This is a genomic window from Dietzia sp. Alg238-R159 (assembly GCF_900537145.1).
GTDB classification, from domain to species: domain Bacteria; phylum Actinomycetota; class Actinomycetes; order Mycobacteriales; family Mycobacteriaceae; genus Dietzia; species Dietzia kunjamensis.
In genome coordinates this window covers 1-13,463 of sequence record NZ_UNRI01000022.1, presented here as the reverse complement: position 1 = coordinate 13,463, position 13,463 = coordinate 1, and the positions used below count along the sequence as shown (strand labels likewise).

14 protein-coding genes and 1 pseudogene are annotated in these 13,463 nt (G+C 65.2%); 6 read left to right on the top strand and 9 right to left on the bottom strand.

Annotated elements, in window-relative coordinates; genetic code table 11:
- A partial coding sequence (locus tag G6R20_RS18175; RefSeq protein WP_205475965.1) for a transposase occupies window positions 1–423 on the bottom strand: 423 nt, incomplete at its 3' end.
- Window positions 424–1,092: 669 nt separating this feature from the next.
- On the opposite strand from G6R20_RS18175, the gene G6R20_RS18170 reads away from it, so the two are divergent.
- Entirely contained in the window at window positions 1,093–1,470 is a 378-nt protein-coding gene (locus G6R20_RS18170; protein ID WP_017838585.1) for a hypothetical protein, read from the top strand.
- Window positions 1,471–1,560: 90 nt separating this feature from the next.
- Here the strand turns inward: G6R20_RS18170 and G6R20_RS18950 are convergent.
- Both G6R20_RS18950 and G6R20_RS18165 read right to left on the bottom strand, forming a co-directional pair.
- Window positions 1,561–1,787: pseudogene (locus G6R20_RS18950) on the bottom strand (triacylglycerol lipase); the annotation flags it as partial.
- 444 nt (window positions 1,788–2,231) lie between these two features.
- Window positions 2,232–3,002 (bottom strand): M23 family metallopeptidase, encoded by a 771-nt coding sequence (locus G6R20_RS18165; protein ID WP_069389212.1) that lies wholly within the window; start codon window positions 3,000–3,002, stop codon window positions 2,232–2,234.
- Window positions 3,003–3,481: 479 nt separating this feature from the next.
- Between G6R20_RS18165 and G6R20_RS18160 the strand changes: the two genes are divergently transcribed.
- Window positions 3,482–4,177, top strand: coding sequence for a M23 family metallopeptidase (locus G6R20_RS18160; protein WP_063973417.1), 696 nt, complete (start codon window positions 3,482–3,484; stop codon window positions 4,175–4,177).
- 60 nt (window positions 4,178–4,237) lie between these two features.
- Here the strand turns inward: G6R20_RS18160 and G6R20_RS18155 are convergent, their stop codons facing one another.
- From G6R20_RS18155 to G6R20_RS18135, 5 genes are all read right to left on the bottom strand, one after another.
- On the bottom strand, window positions 4,238–4,879 hold the full coding sequence (locus G6R20_RS18155) for a hypothetical protein (protein WP_017838581.1): 642 nt from the start codon (window positions 4,877–4,879) through the stop codon (window positions 4,238–4,240).
- An 86-nt stretch (window positions 4,880–4,965) separates the two neighbouring features.
- Window positions 4,966–7,008, bottom strand: coding sequence for a cytochrome c oxidase assembly protein (locus tag G6R20_RS18150; RefSeq protein ID WP_069389225.1), 2,043 nt, complete (start codon window positions 7,006–7,008; stop codon window positions 4,966–4,968).
- A gap of 371 nt (window positions 7,009–7,379) precedes the next feature.
- Window positions 7,380–8,321, bottom strand: a complete 942-nt coding sequence (locus G6R20_RS18145) for a cation diffusion facilitator family transporter (RefSeq protein WP_017838579.1) — start codon at window positions 8,319–8,321, stop codon at window positions 7,380–7,382.
- A gap of 6 nt (window positions 8,322–8,327) precedes the next feature.
- A complete protein-coding gene (locus G6R20_RS18140; RefSeq protein WP_240341561.1) occupies window positions 8,328–8,687 on the bottom strand; it encodes a metalloregulator ArsR/SmtB family transcription factor in 360 nt (119 codons plus the stop codon).
- Between the two features lie 207 nt (window positions 8,688–8,894).
- Complete coding sequence (locus G6R20_RS18135; protein ID WP_163377252.1) at window positions 8,895–10,598, bottom strand: cation-translocating P-type ATPase; 1,704 nt, start codon at window positions 10,596–10,598, stop codon at window positions 8,895–8,897.
- On the opposite strand from G6R20_RS18135, the gene G6R20_RS18945 reads away from it, so the two are divergent.
- Together G6R20_RS18945 and G6R20_RS18125 are read left to right on the top strand one after the other, a co-directional pair.
- Entirely contained in the window at window positions 10,522–11,166 is a 645-nt protein-coding gene (locus tag G6R20_RS18945; RefSeq protein ID WP_156776131.1) for a type IIL restriction-modification enzyme MmeI, read from the top strand. The genes G6R20_RS18135 and G6R20_RS18945 overlap by 77 nt on opposite strands.
- Window positions 11,167–11,293: 127 nt before the next feature.
- Window positions 11,294–11,524, top strand: coding sequence for a DUF2188 domain-containing protein (locus tag G6R20_RS18125; RefSeq protein ID WP_069389214.1), 231 nt, complete (start codon window positions 11,294–11,296; stop codon window positions 11,522–11,524).
- Between the two features lie 198 nt (window positions 11,525–11,722).
- On the opposite strand, the gene G6R20_RS18120 is transcribed toward G6R20_RS18125, so the two are convergent.
- The gene (locus G6R20_RS18120; protein WP_069389215.1) at window positions 11,723–12,403 is read right to left on the bottom strand and encodes a DUF6338 family protein; all 681 of its coding nucleotides are present in this window, start codon (window positions 12,401–12,403) and stop codon (window positions 11,723–11,725) included.
- A 120-nt stretch (window positions 12,404–12,523) separates the two neighbouring features.
- Here G6R20_RS18120 and G6R20_RS18115 point away from each other — a divergent pair, with 120 nt between their 5' ends.
- Both G6R20_RS18115 and G6R20_RS18110 read left to right on the top strand, forming a co-directional pair.
- Window positions 12,524–12,775: a toxin HicA gene (locus G6R20_RS18115; RefSeq protein WP_083249642.1), complete on the top strand. Its 252-nt coding sequence runs from the start codon at window positions 12,524–12,526 to the stop codon at window positions 12,773–12,775.
- Window positions 12,772–13,107 (top strand): type II toxin-antitoxin system HicB family antitoxin, encoded by a 336-nt coding sequence (locus tag G6R20_RS18110; RefSeq protein ID WP_069389217.1) that lies wholly within the window; start codon window positions 12,772–12,774, stop codon window positions 13,105–13,107. Before G6R20_RS18115 ends, G6R20_RS18110 begins: the two co-directional genes overlap by 4 nt.
- Window positions 13,108–13,463: the final 356 nt, after the last annotated feature.

Below are 13,463 nucleotides of genomic sequence, written 5' to 3'. Positions count from 1 at the left end.
GTCCTGGGCCATGCGTGAGACCTGCGACTTGGACAGCGAGTCGATACCCAGGGTCTTGACCAGCTTGTCCATCCGGCGGGTAGACACCCCGGCCAGATAGCAGTCGGCTACGACGGTGATCAGCGCGGACTCGGCTCGCTTGCGGCGCTCGAGCAGCCACTCGGGGAAGTAGCTGCCCGAGCGCAGCTTCGGGACGGCGACGTCGACGGTGCCGACCCGGGTATCCAGGGGCCGGTGGCGGTAGCCGTTGCGGTGGTTGGTGCGCTGTTCCGAGCGGGCGTTCCACTCGGCGCCGCACACGGCGTCGGCGGAGAGCAATGCGTTGATCATGGTCTGCAGTAGCTCGCGCATCAGATCCGGCGACGCGTCGGCGAGGGCTTGGCCAAGCAGGCCTGCAGGGTCGACAATATGAGGTGCGGTCATCGTGATGACTCCGTTCGAGGATTCGGTAGAAGGTTGACTCGAAGGATCACACGGTGGCCGCTCTACACCCGTGCACAACACGGAATCGCAGACGATCTCGGCCACCGAGTTACACCACTCTATGGGGCACTACTACCTCATTTACGACCTGTCCGGTGCCCTGGTGGTCCGTGATCAGCGTCGTCAGGTTTTCGACCTCCCGCCGATCGAACATGCTCGCCATCGAGCACCGCGCCCAGCGGCGCGCATGTTCATGCGGAGTAGTGACTACCGCTGCGTTCCCGGCCGAGGCCAGAGCCCCGGTGTGTTACGGGCCCGGCGTGGCTGCGCTGGGCGCCTACCTACTGGGCCGCCAGCACCTTCCGGTTGACCGGCGTTCCGCAGAATTCGGTGGTTCTGAAGCCATTCCGGGGTGTTCGCAACGCTGTGCCCTGCACGGGCATGTTGAGGTCTAGCAATTCGTGTCGACTCTGCCCGTGTCACCTAACCCCCCAAGCAGAAACGCGGGACTCATGACCGAATGGGACACTTGAAGAGCGCCCTGGAGTCTCGCCCCCAGCAGCGTCCGGGACCGTAGCCTGATTAGGCGTCGTTGGAGCCGATGACTGCTCGCAGAGCAACGGGCGTGCCAGCCTAGCTGCAATCAGATACCGACCTAGGAGATCAGCAATGATCGCATTGACCACGTGGACGGGCGGCATCCTCACCGCCACCGGACTCATCGCCTACTTCACCACCGGGATGGAGAGTGCCACCTCGCTGATACCGGCGTTTATCGGTGTGCTGCTGCTCATCGCGGCGTTCATCGCGAGCCGCGTCCCGAACGCCAGCCGAGGGGTGATGATCGCAGCGCTCGTCATCGCCGTGCTCGGGGCACTGGGATCTCTCATGCCGCTTGCCGACCTCGGCGCGTTGTTCGCCGGAGATGCAGAGCGGCCTGCTGCGGTAATCGTCAGCGGGATCATGCTGATCGTGCTCGTCGTGTACTTCGTGGCGGGCCTTCGTCAGATCCTGACCACTCGCGAAACGGGGCCAAAAGCAAATTGACAAAGACCCCGGCCTTTCGCGGTGGGGTGAACATCGGGAGGAAGATTCCCGCGGATCGTGAATCGGGGCGCTCGCCTCGCACCGCGGCTGACGCGGGTTGCCGGGGTCGAGAGCGTTCAGGACGTAGTCGGGGGCGCGGGGATCGGCCACGGCAACGTGCTCGGAGAGGTTCTGCTCGCAGCCGTCCTGGACCACCACGTTGGTCGCCATCGAACCGGGGGCCAGGCCCGACGTGTACGGCAGGACGACCTCGACGTACCGGGTAGCCCGTTGAGGTACCGCACGCCCGGCGCGTACGGAGTCCCGTCGGCCCACAACTCCTGCAGCACGAGCGAGCCCGGCAGCATCTGCGTGAGGAGCACCGCAACCAACTCGACGCCGCCGGTGGAGGCGGTAAGCATCTGGTCCGGTCACCGGCCTGCTGATCGAATCCCGTACGACTCAGCTCAATGACCGCGATATCAAGACGGTCCGCGGAACCCCGGTTTTCGCTCCCAGCCGGGACACGCTTCCACGTCGCGCACGCGGCCGGAAACCAGGAACCACTCCTGCCAGCGTTCCGGAGAATTCTCCGGTTCTGGAGTCATTTCGGAGTGGGCGCAACGCCGTGACCTGCAGGGGCTTGTTTGAGATCTAGTAAGTCGGGGATTCCCCGAAGAAATGCACTACCGCGCGGGGTTGCAACGCCGGCCCGGAAATTGGCGAACACCAGCACGCGCTCCCCCGCGGGGAGGCGGTCGGCACGCCCGAAGTGGACGGTGCTAGACGAGGACTCCTTGGGCCGCGAGCCACGGCACCGGGTCGACCCACTGACCGGCGGCGGTCTGTACGCGAAAGTGCAGGTGGGGGCCGGTGGAGTCTCCGCGGTTGCCGACGGTTCCGATCACTTCACCGGCGTTGACCCGCTGGCCGACGCTGACGTAGTTCTGGTCGTTGTGGCCATATTCCAGCAGTTCGCCGTCATCTGTGCGGATGCGGATCCAGATGCCGTACCCGGCGGCGGGGCCAGCGGCTTCGACAACGCCGCTCTTGGCGGCGTAGAGCGGCGTACCAATGGGCGCTCCAAAGTCGGTGCCGTTATGGAAGCTGCCCCAACGCGAGCCGAACCCCGAGGTGATCGCGCCCGCGGTAGGGGCATGCGCACCACCGATCTGCGGGCTACCGGCGCTGTCGCCGAGGGAACCGAGCCCGAGCCCGGCGGCGTACTGCCGGACCTCACTTGGGGCCACGCCGAACTGGTCCCCAATCCTTTGGATCTCGGCGGGGTCGATGCCGAACTGCTCGGCCGCGGCCTGGATCGCCTCGACGACCTGGGCATGATTGATCGCGACGGGTTGAGCGGCGGCGGCTGGCGCGAAAGCCAGACCAAGGCCGCCCGAGAGGGCTACGCCGACGACGGCGCTACCAACAAACCGCGACACCGTCGCGGTTTCGCTGGCCACACGATGGCGGCCGCCGGCCAAAGTCGCGCTGCGCACGCCCAAACGCTCGGTGAGCTCTGCGACGGTCACGGTCCGGGTGGAGTCGATCATGGGGCTGTCTCCATCGTTCGGGGTGATGTGTTCCCGCGACGTCTATGCGATGCGGGTGACCGATTTCGTCGGCAACACGACCCAATATAACAACTCGGTATCGATCGTGTCACCCCTCAGCGCGTAATTCGTGATCATCGCCAGCCCCAGTGCGCCCAGATCGACTCCCGGTCGGGGAGAAGTCGCCTCCACCTCGGAAGCTCAGCCAGCGCCTAACCCTGGCGGAGCTGTCACCTCACTGGTCCTCTCTGTGACGGTCGTCTCGGCCGTGCATCTGCCTTGCGACCCGGTTGGTCAGCCACTACCTTTAACCGGGGTCAGGTCACGAAACGATTACGGTTAGACGACGACGGGATTCGGTAGCAGTGGAGAAGCGAGCAGGACCGAAGCACGCCTCTCAGTCGACCAGCCCCCCGCGGCGCCGCCGCGGAGCCCATCGCCGGGTTTCACCGAACAACCACCGCAGTATCGCCGCGGTCGTGGCCCTGGCCGCGGGTGCCTCTATTGCGGCAGCGGCTCCCGTCAGTGATCAGCGGATCGTTCTTCTCGCGACCGACGAGCCCCCGGCCGGTAGCACCGATGACGCACACTCCAAAGATGCCCAAGCCGCGACCCCCTCGGCTCCGCTCCCCCTCACCTCCGATGACGCGAACGTGTCAGGCGAGCCGGGACCCACCGCCGCGGGTTTCGTCGGCAGTCTGCAGAGGGGCACCGAACTCAGCTACGAGCGTGAGCTTGCCGAGGAGCAGGCGCGGCGTCCCATTGTGGCCCTCCCGGCAGTGGGCATCTCAACGTCCTCCTTCGGCCCCCGATGGGGCACGTCCCATTCGGGTCTCGATGTCGCCAACGCCATCGGCACGCCGCTGTTCGCCGCGACCGATGGAATCGTCATCGATTCAGGCCCGGCCTCCGGTTTCGGCATCTGGATTCGGATCATGTCGCCGGACGGCTTCATGACCGTCTACGGCCACAATGAGAGCAATACAGTTCAGGTCGGTGACACTGTCGTCGCTGGTCAGCAAATCGGCGTGATGGGCAACCGCGGCTTCTCCACCGGCCCACACGTGCACTTCGAGGTATGGGCCGACGGCGGCTCGCGGGCTGTCGATCCGTCGGCATGGCTGGCAGAACGGGGCATCATGGTCAACTCGGGGTCAAGCAGCAGCGCCCTATGACGCCGGAACTCTGACGGCGCAGGCTGGCCGACAAGGCCCTGGCTCCCCCACACTGGGCTTCTAACTGTGACGAACAACTGACAAGACGACGCCCACCGGCACACTCACTGCGAGGCTGGCAATGACAATCCGGTAGAGCACGAGATACCACGTACGCGGGCGCGCGTGACGCACAGTGGCCAGGAACAACGTGAGCGATATCAGCAACAGCACACCGCCCGCGGCCACCACGATCACGGAGCCGGTCAGGGTGCCACCGAGTACCGCACTGTTGGCCAAGTTGTAGGCGAGAAGCTGGACAACACGCAGGCGACCGAACAGTGTGCCGCCAGTAAGCAGTGCCTGTCCGACGCCCAGCCCTACCTGGGCCACCCCCGCAACTAGCACCAGGTAGGCCGCCACCCAGGAACCCTCATCGAAACCGGTGGGACCGGTGACCGCGGCGACAAGGCCGCCCGCGATGATGGCGGTGAGGCCGACGAGCACGAATTCTCGCATCGCCCGCCAGTGCGAGCGTGTGAACTCGGCCTGATTACGTGCGCTGTGACTCAGTTCGTCGCCCATTCTCTGTTTCCCCTCGCCGTGATCGGTGTCGTGGTCCTGGTAGCGGGGTTGCTCGCCACTGAGGTGGAGACCACCGGGTTGTCGCACCCGCCGGTTGGTGGGGTTGGGGATGTTGCGGCGGGCGGCCATCTCGTTCATGGGCTCGCTCCTATCGCCGACGTGCCTGGGGGACGAACAAGGGGGTGTGAGGGAACCATCCTCGACGACGAGGGTCCGCTTGTCCCCTACTTCCGGTCGGTCTGGGACATTTCGCGGAGCATGTCGTTATAGGCCTTGAGCTCGGCGTCGTCGTCGCGCTCGGCCTGCCGCTCCCCGCGCCAAGCCTCACGCATGTCCGTCTGGAACCACTGCCAGGCCAGGGCGAGCATGACGATGAACAGCGGGATCTCCCCCGCCGCCCACGCCACCCCGCCGCCGACCTGCTGGCTCTGGAGGAGATCCGGGACCCAGGGCAGCCCGATCCCCGAGTACCAGCCCTCGGCCAGCACGGTCTTGTAGTTCATGAGCATGATGCCGAAGAACGCGTGGAACGGCAGCGAACCGAGCAGCACCATCAGCTTGTAGAAGGGCGAGAACTGCCGCGGCGCCGCGTCCACGCCGATGATCACCCAGTAGAACAGGTAGCCGCTGATGAGGAAGTGCACGTTCATGAACATGTGGCCCAGGTGCTCGGAGGCCAGCGTCTCGTAGAACCCCCCGAAGTAGATCAGGTAGAACCCGGCCACGAACTGCACCGATGCGACGATCGGGTGGGTGAGGAATCGGGAGAGCGGGTTGTTGATGAACTCCACGATCCACTCGCGTGGTCCCGGCGGGTTGGCGCGGCCCGCCGCCGGCAGGGCCCGCAGCGCCAGTGTCAGCGGCCCGCCTAGGGCGAGCAGGACCGGAACGAGCATCGAGATGAGCATGTGCCCGACCATGTGGCTGGAGAAGTCGGCCATCATGTACATCCCCATGCCGGAGCTGGTGGTCAGGAACAGCAGCACGCACCCGAGCACCCACGCCACGGTCCGTCCCGCCGGCCAGGCGTCGCCGCGTCGGCGCAGGGTGATCAGCCCCCACACGTAGAGCCCGAGCAGGATCACCGAGGCCAGACCCAGCACCAGGTCGAAGCGCCACAGACCGAACACCGTCTCGAAGGAGAACGGCCCCGGCAACTCAAAACCCAGCAGCGACTCCTGCCGGGTGGGCACGTAGAGCGGTGCCGGTGGTGGGGTGCGGCCGAGCGAGACTGACAGGCCCAGGGTGCCCGCCATGATCACCGTTTCGACCAGTCCGATTCGCAGCAGCGTTCCGCGGTCCACCGGGGCGTTGGCCGACGTTCCCTCGATCCGGTTGATGATGCGCCGGCGCACCGCCAGCCCGAACACCGCCAACAGTGCCAGGCACAACGCTTTGGCCACAATCAGCAGCCCGTAGGTCGAGGTCAGCAGGTCGGCGGGGTGCAGACGGACCAGCCCGTTGATGATCCCGGTCAGCCCGAGCGCGACGATCGCCACCGTGGCCACCACCGAATAGCGGCGCAGGGCCAGCGCGACGCGCGAGCCACCGCGCAGCGCGTGCGCGATCACCGCGACGAGCCCGCCCACGTAGAACGCGGCGGCGAACAGGTGGATGATCAGCGAGTTGGCGGCAATGTCGTGGGCGGTGCCGCCCGAGGCGTGGCCCGTCGCGGCAACGGGCAGGAGCGAGAGCACCGTGACCCCCAGCCAGATGACCGACCAGCGCCAGCTCACGGTGAGCCGCTGACCGATCCCGGCGACCAGTGCAATGATCGCGGCCCAGCGCCACGAGGATGCCACCTCGATCTGAGTGATCGCCACGATCCACTGGTCCGGCGGCAGGGACTGCCAGAGCGTGCGCCCGGAGACGTCGGACAGGGTCAGCGGGATGAGCAGGGCCGCCGCGATCGCCCACGCGATGTTGACCCACGAGGAGATTTGCTGTGCGCGGTAGCCGTCCACGTCGAGGGTCTTGTCTTTCTGCGGCGGGGTGAAGAACGCGGCGAACAGCGCCATTCCCACCGCCACCGATGCCAGCAGCTCGGCGATCGCGCGGACCGCCGGGAGCCCGGCGGTGGTGAATACGCCCGGGTCTGGGACGCCGAGGAGCTCGAGCGCCAGGTCCGTGGACATTCGCGAGAGCGGGACCACCACACCTGCCGCCACGACCGCGAGCAGCACCACGACCGGCACCACACCGCGGGTACGCAGCGGTCTGGCGGTGGCAGAAGCCTTGGACGAGGGTGCCTTCGACGACGGCGACATGATCACTATCGTAGGAAGCGGGTGTCCTCCGGTCCGATTCGCGCCTGCTCTGCGCACCCCCGTGATCGGCGCCATGCGGGCCGTCCACCTGCCGGCGGACTACCGGGCCTGCTCGCATGCGCCCACTCCGCCGCCGCTCTTTTGGACTCCGGGTCCCAGCTGATCAGAAAAAGCCAGTCTCGGGTTCGGGCGGTGATCGCGTGGGTCGGCCAGCCTGCCGAGGCCTTCAGGGTCGTACCTTCACCCGCATTGGTGGCCGTCTCCGCGCCCGCCGATCCCTTTCCTGCCGCCGCGCCGAGCAAGTCCGCTGGCCGGACCCGCACTACCCATCGTGCAGAAATGTGAACCGTTCATCTCCGGCTCGTAGCGGGTCAAGCGTGTCGGACTGCGGGAGATTCACGGTCACGCACGGCGGCGGTCTCCAGTTGAATGGTGGCATGGTCAATGGAGACGGGGAAATGCTCCTTGACGCAGGTGAGGATCTCCTCCAGGATCTGCGGTGCGTGACCGGATTCGAAGCACTGATCATCGATCACGACATGCGCGGAGATGACCGGCAGGCCGGTCCCAATCATGGATGCGTGCAAGTCGTGCACGTCCCGAACATGGTCCAGCTCCAGTATGTGATCCCGGACCTCATCCAGATCGAGCCCCGTAGGCGCGTACTCCATCAGCACCCGAACCGTCTGCCGCAGAAGCGTGAACGCGCGCGGGATGATCAAGGCGGCGATGAACAGCGCGGCAATGGTGTCGGCTCGCTGGAAACCGGTGGTGTTGATGACGATCGCCGCAACGATCACCCCCACCGACCCCAAAGCGTCGTTGAGCACCTCCAGAAATGCCGCCCGCATGTTGAAGTTGTCGCCTCGCCTGGAGGCCAGCACCACAATGGCGGCGATATTGGCGATCAGGCCGATCACGCCGAACACCAGCAGTTCGGTACCGGGCACGTCCGCCGGCTCGAAGAGTCTGCGGACGCCTTCGATCGCGGCATAGCTACCGACGACGATCAGCAGGACAGCTTGCCCTAGTGCGGCGATGACTTCGATCCGGGCGAATCCCCAGGTCCGTTTACTGCTCGGTGGACGCAGCATCATCGTCGCGGCTATGACCGCAACCAACAATCCCGACGCATCAGCCAATGCATGAGCGGTGTCGGTCAACAACGCGAGACTGCCAGTGACCACGCTGCCCACCGCTTGGGCCACCACGATGATCGCGGTGATGCAGAACGCGATCAGCAGCCGACGACGCGTCCCGCGATCGGCCTGGGGAGAAGTACTTCCATGGTCGTGACCGTGGCTATGCCCCATCTCGACTCACTCCTGCCCGAGGTCAAGGTCGGGGTGGTCCTGGTGATCGCGCAGCGACGGCGACACCCCGGACGCACTCAATAGCGCATCGGCGGCTTCTACCAGGTCCGCCAGCCGGGCCGGCTCAGCCAGCGAGAACCAAGAGGAGCGCCCCTCGATCCGCATTTGGACCAGCCCGCAATCCCGCAGGCAAGCCAGGTGCTTGCTCACCGTGGACTGAGCCAGATACATGTGATCGACCAGATCCCGAACCCGATGCTCACCATTGACCAGATGCTCCAACAACGCCAGTCGAGTTGGTTCTGCCAGAGCATGGAACAACGCTGCATAGGTGTTTCGATCCTCGAACGTCACTGAATCGAGCACCCCATAATTATTCGTCATAGAGCGATGTTAGCATGAACCGGCGATAAGTTCGGGTGGGTCTCGGTCCTCGGCGTACGCATTGTTCTTGCTCAGTCGTGCCGGCAGCTGATGCCACCCGTCGAAGCCGGGGCGCAGCACAAGGCCGTCCGGTCGATACCGAGTTGCGGTGATGGTTGCCGTCGTTTTTTCCGGCGGCGTGCGGCGCGGCTAACGCGACAACACCGTCAATGAGGGAGCGGTGCCGGCGTGCATGTGCCGACTGTCGTCGTGGTCGGCAGTTCTTGGGCTCGGGGGTCGCTCGAGCTGCCTGATGCGTGCGGCACGCAGGCCGTTGAGTATGACGAAGACTTCGGCGGCCTCGTGGACCAGGACGACGGCTGCGAGTCCCAGAATTCCGGTGATCGCCAGTGGAAGCAGAACGACGATGATCGCCAAGGACAGGATGATGTTCTGATTGATGATGCGACGACCGCGGCGGGCGTGGTCTATGGCGCGCGGGATCAGTCGCAAGTCATCGCCGGTGAATGCGACATCCGCCGACTCGACCGCTGCGTCGGAGCCGGTGGCTCCCATGGCGATTCCGATGTCGGCCGAGGCGAGCGCGGGGGCGTCGTTGACGCCGTCTCCGATCATCGCCACTGGCCCCCGGCCGTCGGCACGCAACTCGGCGATTGCCTGCGCCTTGTCCTGCGGGCGCAGCTCGGAACGCACGTCGGTGATCCCCGCCTCGGCGGCCAGTGCATCAGCGGTGCGGGTGTTGTCGCCGGTAAGCATCGTCACGCCCGTACCCCTCGCCGCCAGCGACGTCATGGCCTCGCCGGCCTCTGGACGCAGCTCGTCGCGCACCCCGATGGCCCCGACCGGGTGGTCGTCGCGGTGGACGACCACCACGGTGATGCCGCGGGCCTCCATCGCGTGAACGTGATCTGCCAGAGGGCCCGGGTCGAGCCAGCGCGGGCTGCCGACGGCGATGTGCGCGCCATCGATGAGGCCGGCGATTCCCGCGCCGGCGGACTCGGTGACCGCCGATGCGGCGGTGATCGCTGCGGCCAGCGGGTGGGTGCTGTGGGTTTTCAGAGCGGCCGCCCAGCTCAGGACCTCGTCGTGGGCAGCGTTGCGGGTGGTGAGGACCTGCGTGACGGTGGGCTGGTTTCGGGTCAAGGTGCCGGTCTTGTCCACTGCCACATGCCGGAGGTAGCCCATGCGCTCGAACGCGGCACCGGATTTGATGATCACCCCGAACTTGCTGGCCGCACCGAAAGCGGAGATGACCGTGATCGGCACCGAGATCGCCAGTGCGCACGGCGAAGCTGCGACCAGTACCACCAGTGCTCGCTCGATCCACAGTCCGGAATCTCCGAAGATCGAGCCGATCAGGGCGACCAGAGCCGCCAGGATGAGAACACCCGGCACCAGCGGGCGGGCCAGGCGGTCGGCGATACGTGCCCGCTCCCCCTTCTTTGTCTGTGCCTGCTCAACCAGTTTGACCACTGTGGTCATGGAATTGTCTGTTCCTGCGGCGGTGGTCTTGACCTCCAGGACGCCGGAGGTGTTGATCGCGCCGGCCAACACCGCGTCACCGGGTCCGACCTCGACGGGAATGGATTCACCCGTGATCGCCGAGACATCCAGGCTGCCCTGTCCGACACGAACGATCCCGTCGGTGGCCAGGCGTTCGCCGGCGACCAGACGCAGCACATCGCCGCGTTCCAGAGACTCAACGGGCACGTTGCGGGCGGCGCCGAGGACGGTGGCACTGGAGGGGATCAGGGCCAGCAGAGCCCGCAAGCCTGAGCGGGCCTTGTCCATCGCCCGATCCTCCAGCGCTTCGACGATGGAGTACAAGAAGGCCAGCGCGGCGGCCTCCTCGATGAACCCGAGCCCGACCGCACCGGCGGCGCTGATCGTCATCAGCAGCCCGATGCTCAGCCGGCCCCGGGACAACAGACCCCGCACGGCGCTTTGCCTCCCCAAGGTGTGTAGCGAGACCCGCCGCTACTACCTCGCCAAGTCAATCACTCCAGACACCATCGCCAGTGACCTCACGTTCACAGTCGAGGACCTGGATGGTCTCCAGTTCGCGCTCGTGTCCTCGTCGATGTTTATCGCCTGGCAGAAGACTGTCGGCGGGCGGCTCAAATCCGACATCCGGTTCGCATCAACACTGACGTGGAACACCTTCCCCGTGCCCGTTCTCGGCGCCGGTACGCGAGGAAAGATCATCGAAGCGGGAGAGGGCGTGCGTGCTGCCCGCGCCTTGCACCCAGACCGTCCTTTAGCGAACGCCTACAACCCACTCGCCATGGACCCGGCCCTCATCAAAGCGCACGACAAACTCGACCGAGAGACCGACGTTGCTTTCGGCGCTGCACGTAAATTGCACACCGAGCGTCAGCGCCTTGAGGTGTTGTTCGAGCGGTATCTCGAGCTGACCCGCGGGGTGGAACCGATTCAACCTCCAGGGTCACACCGCCGATGACTCTGCGTTCCGTCCGCCTTGTGTGCCCGACCTTCGGATAGGCACTATATGTTGTGCCTTTATTCCGGCCACTTCCGTACATGTAGGGGTATAGTTCGAGTCTGTCACCGAATTGCGGGAGGGAAACATGGCCAAGGGCGATATCCACACGAGCAAACAGGGCGACAAATGGGTCAACAAGGCGGAAGGTAATACCCGGGCGTCCAACAATGCCCCCACGAAGGCCGAGGCGCAGGCCAAGGGTCGCGACATGGCGATTGACCGAGGCGTCGAGCACATTGTCCATAAGCAGGATGGGAAGATCGGCGAGCGCAACACGTACCCGCGCAGTCGCGATCCCCGCTCGTCCAAGGGGTAGGAGGAGACTGGAACATGCCTGAATCTAGAGCCCAGCCCCCGAGGTCAGTGACCGGTGGCGCCATGCCCCGCACGGATCCCCGGCGCGGCAACAACGGTGCCCAGCCCGAATCCCGCCCGACGCCACCTCCACCGCCTCCGCCTCCACCTCCCCGCGGTGGTAGCGGACAAGCTACTGGCCGTTGAGAACCCCGACCCTCTAACTGCTGCTGAGCGATGCGTCAGTAGCGGTTGAGCCGGGACCAGAGGCTACCCACTCCACTCGCTCTGGACCGATCAAAGGCACGTAAATCCCCTGGGATCCTTCGATTGGCGATAGGAACTCGCCATCCGGAGACATCTCCCACTGTTGCGGGATGAAGATGTCCCGAAGTTCCGGGTAGGTGGAAACGAACCCGGAACTCTGCGGCATGTAGCCGCCCACCCATTTTCCATCGCTCGTGTAGATGCGGACGTAGCAATCGGCTCGCGCAGGTGCTGCGTAGTCCCAGGCAGTTGGCGTGGAATGCCGACGTTCGACCAACATGAACGGCCACCGTCCCCGCCGGAACCTGACGTGGAAGATACCCGCTGTGAGCGCGGGGATCCCCACGGCCAGGACTAGGACTGTCGCCCCAGTCGCCCGAGGATCCTCAAGCGCGGCCGGCAACGTTGCGTCTCCGACCATCGCGAACCTAGAGACAATCCATGGGCCAGCCACGATCAGGTACAGACAGTCGAAAACGGCGCTGGCCGCAACGGCATGAATCAGACGGACACTGAAGTCTTTCTCGTCCGGCCCGGGCCCGCGCAAGTATCTCCGGACGGCGGTGAACACGATGCCAGGAACCACCAAGAGCAAGATGGCGATCACTTGGAACAGTGTTTGCGGCAGTGCCATATCTACCTTCCCGGCCGTCGGCTATCCGCTGTGAAGAATAGAGGCCGCTGTCAGTTGACGCCCTGATGGCTCAGCCCCGTAGTGGTGGCTACATGCTAGCGCATGAGCTAGCATGTTATGGTGACGAAGGCTGACAAGCTCCGGGCAGCAATCGAGCGAAACCCCAAGTCGGTGTCCTACAACGATCTGCACGCACTGTGCCTGCGAGCCTTCGGTGAACCTCGCCAGCAAGGAACGAGCCATGCAGTGTTCAAGATGCCCTGGCCAGGAGACCCACGAGTGAACATCCAGCGGGGAAAGAACGGGGAAGCTAAGCCGTACCAGGTCAAACAGGTACTCGCCGCGCTCAAGAAGATGGAGGAGCAGTCATGACCGATATCGACGTCCGTCGCTATTCGTACCGAGTTCAGTGGTCCCCCGACGACGACGAGTACGTAGCCACCGTGCTGGAGTTTCCGTCACTGTCCTACCTCGAGCAGGACCAAACGGACGCCCTCCAGGGCCTCGTGGAGGTCGTGGCCCAGGTCGTTAACGACCTCACCGCCGCGGGCGAGATGGTGCCGCAGCCGTTCGCCGAACGCTCTTACAGTGGCACCATTTACGTCCGCACCTCAGCAGAGGTCCATCGTCGTCTGGTGATGGAGGCAGCAGAAAACCACGTCTCCCTCAACCAATGGGCCGCCCAACGACTCGCCAGCGCGTAACCCGCCCCTGCGCAAGAGGGGCATGCGCCGATAATGTGCGTTACGCAAAGTTCGCAAGTCAGTCTCTCCACTGAGCACCTCAGCCCGGGGCGGTGAGAGATCGCGCCGTCGCCTGTTTTTCGGCGGCGAGAGCGCTGCTCGAGGACGGCTAGCCCCGCTGATTCACGGAGCGTGAGGATTGCTGCTGTCGGGTGACGGCGGGATCCATTTCGTGGGTGGGCGTGCAGGAGTGCCGGCTGGCGCTGCCGGTGGGCGGGTCTCCGGTGGTTCTGTCGTGGGCGGGTGGGTGAGGTTAGGCCGGTTTTGGGATCGCGGCGATCGTGTTGAACACTGCGACGATGGCAGTCGCCCAGGGC